General features: G+C 40.4%; 15 protein-coding genes. 4 read left to right on the top strand and 11 right to left on the bottom strand.

All coding sequences use genetic code 11. From position 1 onward, the window contains the following. Positions 1-25: 25 nt before the first annotated feature. From OD757_RS09775 to OD757_RS09755, 4 genes are all read right to left on the bottom strand, one after another. A complete protein-coding gene (locus tag OD757_RS09775; RefSeq protein WP_263031726.1) occupies positions 26-1,030 on the bottom strand; it encodes a homoserine dehydrogenase in 1,005 nt (334 codons plus the stop codon). Between the two features lie 109 nt (positions 1,031-1,139). Beyond that, the gene (locus tag OD757_RS09770; RefSeq protein WP_263031725.1) at positions 1,140-1,931 is read right to left on the bottom strand and encodes a sulfite exporter TauE/SafE family protein; all 792 of its coding nucleotides are present in this window, start codon (positions 1,929-1,931) and stop codon (positions 1,140-1,142) included. 251 nt (positions 1,932-2,182) lie between these two features. Beyond that, complete coding sequence (locus OD757_RS09765) at positions 2,183-3,838, bottom strand: TIGR01244 family sulfur transferase (RefSeq protein WP_411267185.1); 1,656 nt, start codon at positions 3,836-3,838, stop codon at positions 2,183-2,185. Positions 3,839-3,850: 12 nt separating this feature from the next. After that, positions 3,851-4,546: an MBL fold metallo-hydrolase gene (locus OD757_RS09755; RefSeq protein WP_263031724.1), complete on the bottom strand. Its 696-nt coding sequence runs from the start codon at positions 4,544-4,546 to the stop codon at positions 3,851-3,853. 191 nt (positions 4,547-4,737) lie between these two features. Between OD757_RS09755 and OD757_RS09750 the strand changes: the two genes are divergently transcribed. Further along, a complete protein-coding gene (locus OD757_RS09750; RefSeq protein ID WP_263031723.1) occupies positions 4,738-6,009 on the top strand; it encodes a sigma-54 interaction domain-containing protein in 1,272 nt (423 codons plus the stop codon). Positions 6,010-6,078: 69 nt separating this feature from the next. Further along, positions 6,079-6,990: a bestrophin family protein gene (locus OD757_RS09745; protein ID WP_263031722.1), complete on the top strand. Its 912-nt coding sequence runs from the start codon at positions 6,079-6,081 to the stop codon at positions 6,988-6,990. A 48-nt stretch (positions 6,991-7,038) separates the two neighbouring features. Here the strand turns inward: OD757_RS09745 and OD757_RS09740 are convergent, their stop codons facing one another. From OD757_RS09740 to OD757_RS09715, 6 genes are read right to left on the bottom strand one after another with little or no spacing between them, the layout of a single operon-like run. Further along, on the bottom strand, positions 7,039-8,097 hold the full coding sequence (locus OD757_RS09740) for a 2,3-butanediol dehydrogenase (RefSeq protein ID WP_263031721.1): 1,059 nt from the start codon (positions 8,095-8,097) through the stop codon (positions 7,039-7,041). A 29-nt stretch (positions 8,098-8,126) separates the two neighbouring features. Continuing rightward, positions 8,127-8,912 carry an acetoin reductase gene (locus OD757_RS09735; protein WP_263031720.1) on the bottom strand — a complete coding sequence of 262 codons (786 nt, stop codon included), beginning with the start codon at positions 8,910-8,912 and terminating at the stop codon, positions 8,127-8,129. A 26-nt stretch (positions 8,913-8,938) separates the two neighbouring features. Then, a complete protein-coding gene (lpdA, locus tag OD757_RS09730; protein ID WP_263031719.1) occupies positions 8,939-10,342 on the bottom strand; it encodes a dihydrolipoyl dehydrogenase in 1,404 nt (467 codons plus the stop codon). Positions 10,343-10,352: 10 nt separating this feature from the next. Then, positions 10,353-11,888 carry a 2-oxo acid dehydrogenase subunit E2 gene (locus OD757_RS09725; RefSeq protein ID WP_263031718.1) on the bottom strand — a complete coding sequence of 512 codons (1,536 nt, stop codon included), beginning with the start codon at positions 11,886-11,888 and terminating at the stop codon, positions 10,353-10,355. Position 11,889: 1 nt separating this feature from the next. After that, positions 11,890-12,909, bottom strand: a complete 1,020-nt coding sequence (locus OD757_RS09720) for an alpha-ketoacid dehydrogenase subunit beta (RefSeq protein WP_004792520.1) — start codon at positions 12,907-12,909, stop codon at positions 11,890-11,892. 13 nt (positions 12,910-12,922) lie between these two features. Further along, complete coding sequence (locus OD757_RS09715) at positions 12,923-13,885, bottom strand: thiamine pyrophosphate-dependent dehydrogenase E1 component subunit alpha (protein ID WP_263031717.1); 963 nt, start codon at positions 13,883-13,885, stop codon at positions 12,923-12,925. A gap of 359 nt (positions 13,886-14,244) precedes the next feature. Here OD757_RS09715 and lipA point away from each other — a divergent pair, with 359 nt between their 5' ends. Both lipA and OD757_RS09705 read left to right on the top strand, forming a co-directional pair. Then, a complete protein-coding gene (gene lipA / locus OD757_RS09710; protein ID WP_263031716.1) occupies positions 14,245-15,231 on the top strand; it encodes a lipoyl synthase in 987 nt (328 codons plus the stop codon). A gap of 156 nt (positions 15,232-15,387) precedes the next feature. Next, a complete protein-coding gene (locus tag OD757_RS09705; RefSeq protein ID WP_263031715.1) occupies positions 15,388-16,527 on the top strand; it encodes a transcriptional regulator in 1,140 nt (379 codons plus the stop codon). A gap of 48 nt (positions 16,528-16,575) precedes the next feature. On the opposite strand, the gene OD757_RS09700 is transcribed toward OD757_RS09705, so the two are convergent. Next, a complete protein-coding gene (locus OD757_RS09700) occupies positions 16,576-17,328 on the bottom strand; it encodes a TenA family transcriptional regulator (protein ID WP_009393398.1) in 753 nt (250 codons plus the stop codon). Positions 17,329-17,491: the final 163 nt, after the last annotated feature.

Here is a 17,491-nt window from a genome sequence, read left to right as displayed (position 1 = left end):
CTTTTTTTATAAATCATGATTAATTTTAGCAGCCCGTTTTCAACATCAGCTCGAAATCTTTTAAAGCCGCAGCTGCCGTAGCTAAAGGTGCAGAGGCTCCTCCACTTACCACAAGTTCGCCCATTTCTTTCGTTAACACCCGAATGCATTTATTAGAACCTTGCAGGTGAGCAAAAGGATGATTTGCTGGAACTAATCTTAATTCAACACCTGTTTGAATTTGCTGATTCTTAATATGAATAAAACCAACCAGACGAGGAACTACATTTTCTTTTTTCCAATCACGTATATGATCGGCTGTGACATGACTGATTCCTTGTTTTGGAATATCTTGAATTTTTATATCAGCTTCCAAAACAGTATTTGCCAGTATGGTAATTTTTGCAGCGGTATCCCACCCATCCACATCGAAAGAACTGTTCGGTTCCGCAATACCTTTTGCTTGAGCTTTTTCAAGAGATTCTGCAAACGAACATTCATGTTGCAACATATCATTCAAAATAAAATTTGTAGTTCCAGTAAAAACACCTTCTATTTCTAAAATTTGACAACCAGCCAAGTTATATTCAAACAAATCAACAGTCGGTAAAGCCGCGGCTGTCGCACCGCTAAAAAATAATTTTTTATTGTGTTGATGAGCCAAGTTAATTAATTTTTTACCTTCTACGACTAACGCACCTTTAGATACTGCAATCGCATTCATGCTATGTGTTAAAGCATAATTTAAATAAAATAGGCCCTTTCCACCTGTCACATAGTCACTTGGGCCAGTCTCAATAATGACATCCGCCTGAACCTGTTCTAAAAACCTTTGCTCAGTTAAACCAGATTGATATTGTGTTTTGTCTAGGAACTTTGAAGCTTGTAAACCATCTTGGTTAATTAAACCTGATGATGAGTTGCAGACACCCACTAAACGGGCATCAATTTGATATTTTTGTTTATAGTATGTCGATCGATTAAAAAGAAGCTCTGCAATTTGTTGCCCAATCCGTCCAAAACCACAAATTGCCACGTTAACTCGCTTCATTTCACTTTCTCAAAAATTTAAATGGTTTAAATCAATTTTCCCAAGATAATTTTAACATCTCGTCGTTTGAAATTTGATATTTATACAAAGGGTTAAAATACTATATTACTTAGATATTTGTTAGATTAACTATCTTAATGACCATATAAATTGCGACAGCAAAAACCATTAAAGCAAAGACTTTTTGCACAATTGCAGACGGAATAAAACGAATAGCTCTGCGCCCTAATAACATACCAACTGCACATGCGAGCGCAAACGCACTAGTAATGTCTACTGGATAGTGAAAACCCTCTGCAATATGCATCACAATACTCATTCCACTAATGAGAAAAATAATCATAAGTGACGTTGCAACAATACTATGCATATCCAAATTTGTGACTTTTCTAAGCGCCGGTACAATTACAAAGCCGCCACCAACCCCTAGCATGCCTGTTAAAAGACCAGCAATAATTCCGATGCTTGCAAGAACGCTTCCCGTTTTAAAATTCCAGATAAAGCGTCCCGTACTTGGGTTGACCTGACACGGCGGGTTATGAAAGTCTGATACTCGGTTACTAATAAGTCGATAGCCTACTGTAAACATGACTAAGCTAAACATTAACATGAGCCAGACAGGTGAAATCGCGTTGGCTATTAAAATTCCGATATGTGCCATTGGAGCACCAATTAAGGCAATCCAGATCGCAGCACGATAACGAACTATCTTTTTAAATAAGCCTTCAATGGTTCCAATGAATGTAGATAGCGCAACCGCCAACAACCCAATCGGCGCAGCTTGAGCCACGCTCCAGCCTTGACTGGTCATGAGCGCGGGTACAGCAAGAATACCGCCCCCTGCGCCAGTAAGACCAAGTAAAAAGCCAATCACGATGCCTTCAACGACAAGTAATAACATATCAAAAGCCTAAAATTGCATATACATCATTTGCAGTAGACTGCTGGTTAATGAGTGAATAGATCTCGTCTTCTTGCGAAGCTTTAGTCGCTTCTCAAGGTAAAGCGTTGCTTTACTTAACCTCTTCCACTCGAGCATAGCTCTCGCCTTCTTACGAAGCTTCAACCGCTTCTCAGGACAAAGGTTGCTTTGTTTATCCTCTTAACTCGAACATAGTTCTCGTCTTGCGCTCGGGTAAAGCGTTGCTTTACTTATCCTCGCTCAGGTTTGACCATCCACTCGCGGCCCTTGAGCATGCCTTGCCAGTAAATCGGCGGTAAAATCTGTTCTTTAAGTAACCATGCCAAACGAGATGGTTTTTGCCCATCAATCACCCATTTTGGAAAACTAGGAAGTAGTTTGCCGCCGTAACCAAACTCAGCCAGAACGATTTTTCCACGCTCAACGGTAAGTGGACATGAACCATAGCCGTTGTACTCGCAGAAATTCTGCTCACCATTCAGTTGTGCGAGAACATTTACAGCAACGATTGGGGCTTGTGCCCGTGCCGCAGCAGCAGTCTTGGCATTAGGCGCATTCATCACATCACCTAAAGCGAAAATATTGGCATGTTGTGTGTGTTGTAAGGTTTGAGGATTCACACTCACCCAGCCTGCTTCATCAGTAAGCGTACTTGCACGAATAAAGTCTGGCGCTTGTTGTGGTGGAACAACATGCAACATATCGAAATCAGTCTCGACCAATGCTGCATTTTCATCGTTCACCACCTTAAACCATGCTTTTTTTGCAGACCCATCTACTTTGACAAGTTGATGGTTAAAATGTAGTTCTGAACCATATTTTTCGACATATTGCATTAGTGCAGGTACATATTCCTTCACACCAAATAAAACACCGCCTGAGTTATAAAAATGGATAGAGATATCTTTGAGTTTGCCTTGCTTTAACCAGTAGTCAGCTGAAAGGTACATTGCTTTTTGAGGAGCACCTGCACATTTAATCGGCATAGGCGGTTGGGTAAAGATTGCCTTTCCACCGTTTAGCTGTTGCACCAGTTCCCATGTATACGGCGCTAAATCATAACGATAGTTAGACGTCACCCCATTTTTACCTAAGGTTTCGACTAAACCTTCAATTCCATGCCAATTCAGTTTTAAACCGGGACAGACGACCAAAGCTTTATATTGAATGGGTTGGCATCCTTCCAAAATAACCTGATTATGCTCAGGGTCGAATCCGGCAACTGCTGCTTTCATCCATTTTACTTTTGAAGGAATCACACTTGCCATTGAGCGTGCGGTTACTTGGGGTTTAAAGATACCACCACCGACCATGGTCCAACCCGGTTGATAGTAATGAGTGTCTGCCAGATCAATAATGACAATATCTAAATGAGGTTCACGAGACAGTAAGCTCGATGCTACAGAAATTCCTGCTGCTCCAGCGCCCACAATCACAACGCTATAACAAGGAATTGTCGCTGGTTCATGATCACGTTTTAAAATACGTGGCACCAACCCTTTCAAGTTAAAACCAAGTTTGTTACCCGACTCTACTAAAAGCGCTGCATCTTTTGGAGCAACTTCAGCCAAAGCCCACAAACTGACTGCACGCATACCAGAGCGACAATATGCTAAAACGGGCTTCTGAGCACTTTGATAAAGCTGTTTGAAATCAGCAACTTGCAGATCGGTAATTTTACCACTGGTCACAGGCTGATAAATTACGTTTAAGCCATATTGCTGAGCTGCTTCTTTAATTTCAATCACATTAGGTTGGTCTGCACCTTCTCCATCTGGGCGGTTACATATCAGAGTTTTTACTCCCTGATCTGCAATTTTTGCGATATCGTCGGCAGTAATCTGTCCAGCAACATAAAAATCTTGATTAACTTGTTTAAGTTCCATATTGCCACCTTTTTATGATTGTGAAGTTGAGCCACAGGCCTGATTCGCAGGTAGCGCTTTATCAATTTGTTTTGGATATGGAAGATTCAAATTATTCATCAACTTAATAAAATCTTCACGCGAGCGATTCTGCCCTAGACGTGAATTATTTAAGCGTTCATAACCAATCGTTGAAGACAAACGTCCCTTATAGTCGTGTCCTGGATACACAATAGTGTCATCAGGTAAACTGAAAAGTTGTTTATGAATACTGTCATACAGTATGCTTGCATTACCTTGCTGGAAGTCAGTTCGACCGCATCCATCAATTAATAATGCATCACCTGTGAAAACCATATTTCCTACCAGATAACTTGTACAAGCATTGGTATGACCTGGTGTATAGCGTGCTTCAATACTGAGATTGCCCAGTTTAAGCATGCAACCATCTGTGATTAAAATATCTCCGCAATTTACATCTGAGTTTCGATGTAAAACCGATTTGCAATGGAAACGTTCACGAAGTAAATTTGCAGCGGTAATGTGATCTGCATGAACATGTGTATCTAAGGTATAGATGAGCGTAAATTGATGCTGCTCTAACTCTTCTGCATAAATCTCTATATCTGATGCAACTGGGTCAATTAAAACAGCCTCTTGTGTTTCTTCACATCCAAGCATATATGTATAAGTCGAACTTTCTTTTTCAAAAAACTGCTTAAAGAACATGATTTATACCTTAATAATTTATTTCTTTCCTATATTTTGCAAATAAGATGCCAATTATTTAAAATTAAATAATAAATATAAAAATCAAATATTTATAATATTAATTAAAATTAAAGTTGGGAAACCTATTGAACTTGATGTTCCTTTGAAACTCAAGTATGTTTCAATGAAACGATTATGAAACACAGACAATGGCAAAGTTAAATTTTGAGTCAGAACAAGATTTTTTTATTTTATTTGAGCAGTTAAAAGCTTTATTCCCAAATGCCAGTCTGTTTTTAGCAGACACATCTACTCAAGCAATTCACTATAAATTTAATACAGACGACATTTCTGTTGAGAGCATGGCAGCGCTTACTCAAGACCATCACAATCAATATCTCGAAATCAATACTCCTAAAATGAGAAAGCGATTTATCTATCAGGAAAATGATATTTACATCGCAGAGCATCGCATTATCGGGAAATTGCATATTTTACAGCCCGTTAGCATAGAGAATGATATGGCGGATCAAGTAGAGCTAACAAAACAGTTGCAAGACTTAAGCAAGATCTTTAATAGTTGCTCACCAGAAATGGCCCGTATGTTTTCAATCATTCATAGAGTGGCGATTACTGAATTTCCAGTGCTCGTCCGCGGCGAATCTGGTAGCGGCAAAGAACTTGTAGCACAAGCAATTCATGATTATAGCCAACGTAAAAATAAGATTTTTGTAGCGATTAACTGTGCAGCTTTAAATTCTAATATCTTAGAAAGTGAACTATTTGGGCATGTGAAAGGTGCTTTTACAGGAGCAATTCGTGACCATAAAGGCGTGTTTGAACGTGCCGCAGGCGGAACACTGTTTCTGGATGAAATTGCCGAGATTCCTTTAGAGCTTCAGGCTAAATTATTACGGGTGTTAGAAACAGGTGAATTTACTCCCGTAGGTGGTGAAAAACCGATTCAAGCCAATGTCCGAATTATTACCGCAACACATAAAGCTTTACGCGAAGAGGCTAAGGCTGGGCATTTCCGCCATGATCTACTCTACCGTTTGCGTGTGATTCCAATTTTTATACCCCCACTCAGAGAGCGAAAAGTCGATATTCCACTCATTGTCGATCAAATTTTAAAAGAAAGCTCAACTCAACTCGACACAATGCCTCGTCACGTCAATCAAAAAGCAATGCAAGTTCTATTAAATTATGATTGGCCAGGAAATGTTCGTGAGCTTAAAAATACATTGCTTTATGCTTTAACTATGGCAAATGGTAAAGATGAAATTGAAGTTGAAGATTTACCAAATGAACTCTTAAATGCCGATGATTACGTTAAATTACCCGAGACAAATACAGAGCTTAGTCCTGAAAATGTGCAAGCAGCTTTAGAAAAATATAACCATAACTTGAATATGGTCGCGAATATTTTTGGAATTAGCCGTACTACGCTTTGGCGATATAGACAAAAACATAAGCTTTAGGTAGGTATTTATCTGATCTAAGGCGTATCATATTGCACTTGGTTAGGTTCGTTAGTTCAAAGGCGTTATATGATTGTTCGTGATAAAAGCAATGTATTTAGACTCTTATTTGCTTGGAAAGGAACAGTTCTACCCAAGGTTTTGCCAGCGCTGAGTTTTGTTGTTCTTATTTCTGCCTGTGTAGTTTGGCTTTCTTATTATCACTGGATTCAAATTCCTACCGTACCCGCAATTGGTTTTACGATCTTTGGTGTGATCCTTTCCATTTGTACTGGTTTTCGCAATAACGCGTGTTATGACCGTTGGTGGGAAGGCCGCAAACTTTGGGGCGCTTTAATTGCAAATGCGAGACATATTGTCAGAGATAGCCATGTTCTATCCAAAGAACAACGTGAACATTTAATTCATCAAGTTTTAATTTTTACTAATTTACTGCGTGATCGGCTGCGACAGCAAACGGCCGAGCCAACAAAATTTCTTGAACATGCCTATTTGAGCAATTCTTCACTTGATCACTTAAATGAACATATTAATGCACCCCAGTTTGTGCTCGAAAATATTCAAAAAGATTTAGTCAAAGCTCTAAAAGACGGAGAAATTAGTGACATTATCTATGGCACATTGACGCGTCATATTGTTGAACTAGGCAATATCCAAGCAGGTTGTGACCGAATTGCCGGGACACCTTTACCCTACTCTTATTCAGTACTTTTACACCGTGCCGTTTACTGTTTTTGTTTCATATTACCGTTTAGTCTTGAAGCAGCTTTAGGCATTTGGACACCACTTATTGTCGGCTTAATCGCTTATATGTTTTTAGGTTTAGATGCCTTAAGTGCTCAAATTGAAGAACCTTTTGGTTTGCAAGAAAATGATTTACCACTAGATTCAATTGTACGTTTGATTGAACGTGAGTCTCTAAGTTCTTTAGGGCAGCCATTACCCCCTATTATTGAAGCTCAAAACAACAATTTACTTTAATAAAAAAAGAGCGAATCATCGCTCTTTTTTATAGGCTTGAGTATCTATTTATGGATGTACAATAATCTTAACGGCTGATTCATTGTTATGAATTAAGGTCTCAAAACCTTGTGAAATCAAATCATCAAGTTGAATACGCTGCGTAATAAAAGGTTCCAGATTTATTTTACCTTCTTCAACCAGTTTAATGGTTTCTTGATGGTCATTTACGTAGGCAATTGTGCCGCGTACATCAAGCTCTTTCATTACCACACTGTGCACATTAATTGATGCCGGATGGCTCCAAATCGAAACAATAACAATAACGCCTGTTGGTTTCACTGCTGCAACCAACGTATCTAACACCTTGTTAACGCTACTACATTCAAAGGCAACATCGACGCCATTGCCATTGGTAATTTTCATGACCTCAGAAACAACATCAACTTCTGATGGGTCTAAAATATAATCTGCAACACCCGACTCTTTGGCTTTTTCTTTACGTTTTGCACTTAACTCGGTAATTATGACCTTAAGACCTTTGGCTTTTAAAATTGCCGAAAGCAACAAACCAATGGGACCTGCACCACCAACAAGTGCAATATCACCAGCCTTTGCACCACTGCGCACATAGGTATGATGACCTACAGATAACGGTTCAATTAGTGCCGCCTGATCTAGCGGAATTTTATTGGAAATTGGATGCACCCAACGGCGTTTAACCGCAATTTTCTCCGATAAACCACCGCCACGTCCGCCTAAACCAATAAAGTTCATATTTTTGGAAAGATGGTAATTATCTCCCGGTCCAGTCGGTACATCATCGGCCACAATATAAGGCTCTACGACTACATGCTGACCAATTTCAATATCATTAACACCTTCACCTACGGCATAGACCACACCAGAAAACTCATGTCCCATGGTAATCGGCGCAGATTCTCCTGAAATAGGATGTGGATGTCCACATGGTGGAATAAAAATTGGTCCTTCCATAAACTCATGTAAATCTGTACCACAAATTCCGCACCAAGCTACCTTAATACCTACAGTGCCGGGAGTAACTTCTGGTTCAGGGATATCTTCAATGCGAATATCGCCTCTGTCATAAAAACGCGCTGCTTTCATTATTATCTCCCTCAAATCAGGATGTTGTTTTAGCGATAGACTATTCCGCCGTCCGTTAAAATGGATTGACCCGTTATATAGTCCGAATCTTCACTTGCCAGAAAAGCAACTAATGCGGCTACATCGTCTGGTGTTTGGGCTCTACTTAAAGCAATACCTTCCACATACTTTTTATAAGTTTCACCAATTGCGGCACCGGTAATTTCAGCAAAACGTTTATCGATTTCAACCCACATGTCAGTTCCGACAATTCCGGGACAATATCCATTTACCGTAATACCGTGACTGGCATATTCTTTTGCCGCAGCTTGGGTAAGTGCTCGTACCGCAAATTTAGTTGCCGAGTAAATACCGAGTAAAGCAAACCCATCGTGGCCTGCAATTGAGCAAGCATTTATGATTTTACCTTTATGATGGCGTTGCTTAAATTTTGCAGCAGCAGCCTGTATTCCCCACAGCACTCCACCAATATTGATATCAACAATTTTTTGAAATTCGTCGGGTGTGATATCCGCAATCGCCTGAACCTGTGCAATTCCAGCGTTATTAATCATGACATCAAACCCGCCAAGACTTTCTTCAGCATGATTTATAGCGGCATAGACTTGCTCGCGGTCACTGACATCGGCAATAAATGTACTCGCATTTACACCTAAAGCCTGAATTTCCTGCTGCATATCATTCAGTCGATCTTGTTTCATATCAACTAATGCAATATGTGCTCCTTCTTGCGCCAAGCGCAGGGCAATCCCACGGCCAATGCCTTGAGCTGCCCCTGTCACTAGTACAACTTTATCTTTTAGTCCCTTAACCATGTTCAACTCCTGTAAATGCAGAATTTCTACATATGAATCGCTCGTTGCATTGAAGCCAAAATGGATTCATGCATGGCTTCTGATAAGGTTGGATGCGGGAAAATCACTTGAGCTAAACTTTCATCAGTTGCTTCTAGATATTTCGCAATGGCAAATCCTTGGATATGTTCGGTCACTTCATGGCCGACCATATGTGCACCAAGTAATTCACCCGTTTCTGCATGTACCACCGTTTTAACGAAACCTGACGCATCTCCAATTGCTAAAGCTTTACCATTTGCAGTTAAAGAAAACTTACCGATTCGTATAGGTAGATTCTTAGCTTTTGCTGCGTTTTCCGTTAAACCAATACTCGCCACTTGTGGATGCGTAAAAATACATCCCGGAATCTGGCTACGATCGAGTGAATGGACGTTTGCTACACCAGCAATTTTCTCAACACATATCATGGCTTCATGGCTTGCTTTGTGGGCAAGACACGGCGCTCCGGCAAGGTCACCAATCGCATAAAGCCCCGCTACATTGGTTTTACAATAGTCATCAATTGCCACAAAACCTTGTGGATTGAGTTCTACACCTAAACGTTCCAGTCCTAATCCCATGGTATTAGGCTGTACACCAATTGCCGAAAGCACACGGTCAAAAACAAGCGTTTGAACGTCATTTGCCGTTTCAATCACACAGTGAACTTGCCCATTTTCAATTTGAATACTTTGAACAACAGCATCGGTTAAGACTTTCATTCCTTTTTGTTCAAACTGTTTTCTGACAAATTGAGCAACTTCTGCATCTTCGGTTGGTAAAATTTGCTTGGCTAAATCAATAAGAGTGACCTGACACCCCAAATCTTGATAAAGGCTAGCAAACTCACTACCAATTGCACCCGAGCCTACAACTAATAAGCTTTTTGGTAATTGCTCTGGTACAAGCGCTTCTTTATAACTCCACACATATGTTCCATCGACAGGAAGCTGAGGAACGTGTCTAGCTTTAGCTCCAGTTGCCAAAATAATATGTGGCGCACTCAAAGCCTGACTGTTACCTTGAGCATCGGTCACTTCAATTTTTTCTTTAGCCGTAAGCTGAGCACGACCATTAAAAACCGTCACCTGATTCTTTTTAAGTAAGTAATCGATGCCTTGTACCAGCTGTGCTGAAACTTGTCGGCTATGCTGCACAAGCTTTTGAATATCAAAATCGAGTTGGGATACCTGAAAACCAAACTGTCCAGCATGTTTAAACTGGGTTGCTAGCTCTGCTCCTGCAAGCAAAGCTTTGGTTGGAATACAGCCCCAATTTAGGCAAATTCCGCCTAAATGTTGCTCTTCTACAATTGCGGTTTTTAACCCGAGCTGGGCTGCACAAATTGCAGCCACATACCCACCCGGTCCCGCGCCAATCACAATTAAATCAAATTGAGTTTCTGACATGCGGGTTCTCCTACACCAAAATTAAAGCAGGATTTTCAACAAACTGCTTAAAGCTGGCCAAGAATTTCGCCCCAACTGCACCATCAATAACTCGGTGATCACATGACAATGTCGCTGTGACAATCTCACGAACCACTACATTGCCATTTTCAACAACAGCTCGATATTCAGAAGCACCTAATGCCATAATTGCACCTTGCGGTGGGTTGATAATCGCATCGAACTGTTTAATGCCTAACATTCCTAAATTTGAAATGCTAAAACTACCGCCCTGAAACTCGTCTGGTTGTAACTTGCCAGTCTTGGCACGCGTTGCCAAATCACGCATGTCGTCGGAAATTTGTGCTAAAGACTTCTGATTTGCTGCTTTTACAATGGGTGTAATTAAACCGTTTGGAATAGCCACGGCCACCGAAATATCCGCTTGAGAGAACTGTAAAATTGATTGAGTCGCCTCATCAAATTGAACATTCACCTCAGGCACTTTAATCAAAGCCGCAGCAGCAGCTTTAATTAGCATGTCATTAATAGAAAGTTTGACTTGTGGAACGGTCTCATTAATCTGTTTACGTAAATTTTGCAAAGCCTCTACGTTTAGATCGACCACTAAGCGGAAATGCGGTGCATTACGTTTTGCAGCCTGTAGCCGTGAAGCAATCGCTTTACGCATACCATTCATCGCGACAGTCGTAATAGTCGATTGTTGTTGAACAGCACATTGAGTCGATGGTTCATTTACCGACGTTGGGTTATTACGATAGTAAACCGCTTCAACATCTTCTTTACAGACACGGCCACGAGTACCTGAAACACGACAGTCATTTAGGTTAATGCCCCATTGTTTTGCTAAACGGCGTGCCACAGGTGTCGCTAAAACTTGGCTATCATCAGCAGTAGATTTAACTACTTTAGCTTGAGTTTGCTGCTTAATATCAGGCCATTGACCACCAGCAGCCTGTACAGCCTTCTGGATGTCTTGAATACTAATGCGGCCTTCACGACCAGAACCTGTGACTTTTGCCAAGTTTACATTGTGCTTTTCTGCAAGCTTTAACGCATGTGGTGTTGCAAACAAATCATCAGATGTTTGATAGCCTTGTAATGACTCAGGTACAGCATAGTCACCTTTAGCGACCTTTGCAGGAGCTGAAGTGCTTGCAACCACAGACTGTGGTTGATCCGCTTTTTCAGCAACAGGTGCAGATGTTTCCGCTTTACTTTGCTCCGAAGGTGCTTCCGGGGCTTTAGCTGCTGAACCACCTAGTGATGCAATAAAAGTTTCAATTTCTGCATCAGAAACTTGGCTTTCAGCACATACAGCAATAAGACCACCGACAGGTAAAGTATCACCATCTTTTGCTAAAATTTTACGGAGAGTTCCAGCAAAAGGCGCTTCTAATACATTGACGATTTTTGTGGTTTCAATTTCACAAATTTCATCGCCCTTATTAAAGCTATCGCCTTCTTTAATCAACCATTGGGCAATCGTGCCTTCTTCCATGGATAATCCCCATTTCGGGATCTCCAGCGTTTTAATTTCGCTCATCCTAAGCCTCCAATGTTTTTCGCACAGCTTGCTCAATACGCTCTACACTTGGAATCCATTCTTTTTCTAAAACTGGAGAGAATGGAACAGGCGTATGTGGTGGCGTTACAAGCTCAACAGGTGCTTTCAAATAGTGGAAACCTTTTTGTGCGACCAGCGCAGCAACATCATGCCCAAAACCACAGCGTGCCGCTGATTCATCCACAATAACCACACGCCCAGTTGATGCAACAGACTCTAAAATTCCTTCTTCATCCAGAGGTGAAATTGTACGAGGGTCGACCACTTCAACCGAAATACCATCTTTTGCCAGTTTATCCGCTACTTCATTGGCACGGTGTACCATCAGGCCTAAAGCAATAATGGTCACATCTGTCCCTTCACGGGTGTAATTTGCTACACCAAAAGGAATGGTATAGGCATCATCTGGAACTTCACCTTTAATGTCGTAGAGCATTTTATGCTCACAGAACACTACAGGGTCATCATCACGAATAGCCTGAATTAGTAGCCCTTTCACGTCGTATGGGCTAGATGGAACCACAACTTTTAAGCCCGGAACTGCAGCAAATACGTTATATGGTGACTGCGAATGCTGAGCTGCCGCAGAAAAACCTGCACCAATCATGCCGCGTACCACCATTGGCGCTTTTGCTTTGCCACCAAACATATAACGGAACTTTGCAGCTTGGTTATAAAGCATGTCATGACAAACGCCATAGAAGTCCATAAACATTAAGTCGGCAACAGGACGTAAACCTGTTGCTGCAGCACCAGCAGCCATACCAATAATTGCTGATTCAGTAATTGGCGTATCAATAACACGCTCTGAACCAAACTCTGTCCATAAACCTTTAGTTACACCCAGCACACCACCGAAGCCTTCAAGCTCATTCTCTTCGGTATTTTTACCGCCATGACCACCACGCACATCTTCCCCCACCACAAACACAGTTGGGTCACGGCGCATTTCTGATTCAATAGCTTCTTTAATCGCATTACGAAAACTTTTATTTGGCATCTTTACTATTCCTTTAGTAAGAGACATAGACGTCGGTAAGGAGTTGTTCTGGTTTTGGATATGCCGCAGCGCGAGCTTTAGCAACTGCATCATCAACGTTCGCCTTAGACATTGCATCAATCTCGTCTAATTTGGCTTCATCAATTTTGCCTTTAACTTTTTCTCGGAAAATTTTTAAAGGGTCTTTATTTTCTTTAACGAAGTCGACTTCCTCTTTTGAGCGAATAAGCCCTGGGTCACCTTCAAAATGTCCATAAAAACGGTTAGTAATGGTTTCAATGACGCTTGGACCTTCGCCACGGCGTGCACGTTCAATCGCAGTTTGAGCGGCCTCATAGACTGCAAAGAAATCGGTACCATCGACTTTAACGGCTGGTAAACCAAACCCTGCTGCACGTCCTGCAATGTCTTTACTTCCGACGGCGTAATCATGGCCAGTACCCTCACCAAAACCGTTATTTTCAAAGACAAAAATAACTGGAAGTTTAAGCACAACTGCCATATTCATTGCTTCGAAAGTAAGACCTTGGTTTGAACCTCCATCCCCTGTAAAAGACAGCCCGACACCACCAGTCTTTAAGGTTTTTGCTGTCAATGCTGCACCAATTGCCAACGGAGGCCCGCCACCCACAATCCCGTTGGCACCGAGCATACCTTTATCTAAATCGGCAATATGCATAGAACCGCCTTTTCCACGGCACAGGCCATCATCTTTACCGAAAATTTCCAGCATCATGGCGTGAATATCACAGCCTTTTGCAATACAGTGTCCATGTCCACGGTGTGTCGAAGTGATATAGTCTTTGTCGGTTAGGTTTTCACAAATCCCGACTGCTACCGCCTCTTCACCACTATATAAGTGAATAAAACCTGGAATATCACCATTGGTATTTTCTTCGTGAAGTCGATCCTCAAATTCACGAATATCACGCATGCTTTTATATGCTGCGAGTAATTGCTCTTCCGTTAATTGCATATCCTTTTCCTTTATTATCTTGATTATTTAAAACCAACCAAGTTTCAGCAAAAAATATATTTCGCTATAAATAATAAAGCTCAAATCAAATTAATATTCTATTAGACTAAAAAGTTTTAAATAAATTTAATGGTTATTAATTTTTTATTTTCAAAAACTTAACTAGCAAAAATAAATTTAAAATTTTTTTATAATTTTCAACAAGGTATAGAACAAACCTTTAACCAACCTTTATTATTTTAGAATATTAGCCACACCCTGTGCTTTAATTAATTTTGATTATTAAAATGATTTAAATAAATCTACAATTTAAAGAAACAGGAGTTTAAGAAAGTTTTAAATAAAATGGAATTAATAATATGGATTTTAAAAGACAAGTGGAAATTGGCATTAAATTGCGGGGAGCTGATAAAGTGGCTCGCATTCCTATTAAAGTTTTACCAACAGAAGAATTACCGACTAAACCAGACTGGATTAGAGCAAAAATAACCGATTTTGAAGAAATCAAACGTATAAAAAATTTGCTGCGCCAACAGAAATTACATAGTGTTTGCGAAGAAGCAGCATGTCCAAACTTACCCGAATGTTTTGGTGGAGGTACGGCAACATTTATGATTATGGGAGACATCTGTACCAGACGTTGTCCATTCTGTGATGTCGCTCATGGCCGCCCAAAACCCTTAGACGAAGATGAACCTAAACATTTGGCAGAGACGGTCGCAAACTTAAACTTAAAATATGTCGTGATTACCTCTGTAGACCGTGATGATCTACATGATGGTGGCGCCGCTCATTTTGTAAAGTGCATTGAAGAAATTAGAAAACGCTGCCCAGAAACTTTGATTGAAATTTTAGTGCCAGATTTTCGCGGACGTTTAGAGACAGCTCTTTCGACTTTGAGCTTATCTCCTCCTGATGTATTTAATCATAATATTGAAACTGTTCCGCGTTTATATAAAACAATGCGCCCAGGTTCAGACTATCAGCACTCATTAGAGTTACTAAAGCGCTTTAAAGCATATTGTCCTGACATCAAAACCAAATCCGGTTTAATGGTTGGGTTAGGAGAAATTGAAGCAGAAGTTATTGCTCTACTCAATGACTTAAAAGATTATCAAGTAGATCTGATTACCATTGGGCAATACTTGCAGCCTTCAAAGTCACATGCGCCTATTCATCGGTTTGTAAATTTACAAGAATTTGAAAGATACACACAACATGGTAAACGGTTAAGTTTTAAAAATATCTGGAGTGCACCTATGGTCCGTTCTAGCTACTTTGCTGATCGGCAATATTTTGGAGAATCTGTACCAAAGCCTTTTAGTCGACAAGATGTCCTATCGTAACGATCAGGCAATTAACAAAACTTATCCAATAGGATAATGGTCAAGACTTATAAAAGTATTTAAGGTAAGGAGATAACGAGGAAATAGTCACAATAAGAAAGTTATACCTGTTGAGCGGCTACGGATACGCCATTTCAATGATAAAGGAATTTCGATATGGATATGTCAGAACAATTATCATCGCCTTTTATAGATACTACGCCGTCTTTATTCCGGCCAGAAAAGTCATCTCATTCTCAACAATTAGGAAAAAAGCCACCTGTTGACCTTGAAGCGGCTCCGTTATTTGACCTCACCGAAGAATGGGAACATTCATTATTCGGGCGTTCTATTCATGAGTGTCACCGGAATTTAATGCATATTGCTGAAGATGCCGATATGGCAATCGGCGTGACCGACCCACATGGTACGCTACTTTGGACATGGAGTAGCCATCCCATGCGTTCATCGGCAGAACAGGTTCATTTTGTTGAAGGTGGTCAATGGTCTACTCAAGCAGTAGGACAAAATGCAATTGGTTTAGCACTAAACACCCATTCAGCTAACTGCGTTTACTCACACGAAAACCAAATGAATAGCGTCAGAGACTGGGTCTGCTATGCAGCACCAATTACCGATACAAATACAGGCCAATTTTACGGCATTATGAATTTATCGACTAAATCTCATAAGCATAATTCTCTTGGTCTTTTAGCTGTTGAGCGATGTGCCGATATTGTAAAACAAGCCATTCAACTTCATCAAAAAAATATTTTATATATTAAGGCCTTTGGAACACCAAAAATTCAATATAACCAACACAGCCTGACATTAACTCAACGTCAAATTGAAATTCTATGCATTCTCACGCTTTGTCCCGAAGGAATTAACCTTGAAGAGCTTCACTATGCTTTATATGGCGACCGGCCAGTAAGTACCACCACTTTAAAAGCAGAACTTTCTCAACTCAGAAACTTGATTCCCGATGTAATTGAGTCACGCCCTTACAGACTTAATTGTGAAATCCAATGTGATTTTTTAATGGCAGAACAAGCCTTAAATTTAGGCTTCACAGCAACAACATTAACGCTCTATAGAGGGAGTTTTTTAGCTAAATCGGAAAGTCCATTTTTGTGTGCATGGAGAGACTGTTTTGATGCTCGCTTAAGTCATGTGATTTACCAGATTGAAGATGTTGACCAATTATTACGGGTAGTCAGCCGTGTTCCAGACCGTGTAGATGCTGTTGAGCGTTTGCTTGAATTATTACCCGAAGAAACGCCTTATCGAACAAAGCTGTTAAAATTACTCGAATAAAATAAAAGGGAGAATATCCATACGATATTCTCCCTTTTTAAGGTGAGATCAAGCAGAGGCTTGAAGCTGTACCTTATAGCAATCATCTAAAGCTAATTCATAATATCGCAGCCCTTCTTCAGCAGCATGAAATGCTTTTCGCTGCCAGTCAGGACGATCATTACATAAACGCTTAATCAGCTCCATGGCTTCATAAGGATGCAGATCATCATAGTGGGCATGAGCACGTAACCAAGCCAAAGAACGTTTATCAATCGTTACTTCAGGATGATTAGTATAGGTATGAATCCCCTTATAGACTTGAATGGACCAATCTCCGGTTGCCCATTCAATTGCCAAATTTGTTGCAGCAAGGCATTCTGCTAAATTACCCCGATGACTCATATTCCATAAGAAATGGTTCACCGCATTCATAGCAGCAGGTGGTCTTACGTTATCAAGCTCATTAACAGTTAAGCCAAAACCTCCAGCCCAATCGCGATACCATTTTAAGTGTCGCTCTTCTACCTTAATATTTTGGATTAACCAATCTCGTGCTTCTGTAACTCCGGGTTCAGAGAACATGGTGGCTTTGGCTAATGCTCCAGCCATATATGACGGGAAATGGGCGACTAAAGGATAGAAATTAAGTAAAGCATAACGGAAACTATTTAGGCTCAATCCCCCATTGGCCATTTCTGAAAAAAACGGATGTTTACTTACCCGTTCTTTCGCTGGTAGCAGGTCATCCCAGAACTGCTGTGACCATCCATTATGCGGTGTAATTTCTAAATGCATTCCATATTGATTTAGAGCAGTCATTGCTAATTTTCCTATTTATATGACAGCAATCATCTGTATTTCACGCTACAAGTCTATCCGAAAATGATAAAGATACAATCGTTAATCGACCATTTGTAACTTTTTTCGATGGATTGTAACTCTTTAGATAATTGTTACGCTAATCATTGAAATGTCGTGATTT

The organism is Acinetobacter sp. AYS6 (genome assembly GCF_025630795.1).
Classification (GTDB): domain Bacteria; phylum Pseudomonadota; class Gammaproteobacteria; order Pseudomonadales; family Moraxellaceae; genus Acinetobacter.
Note: the sequence above shows the minus strand (reverse complement) of the source record. Positions and strands in the feature narration are given on the sequence as shown.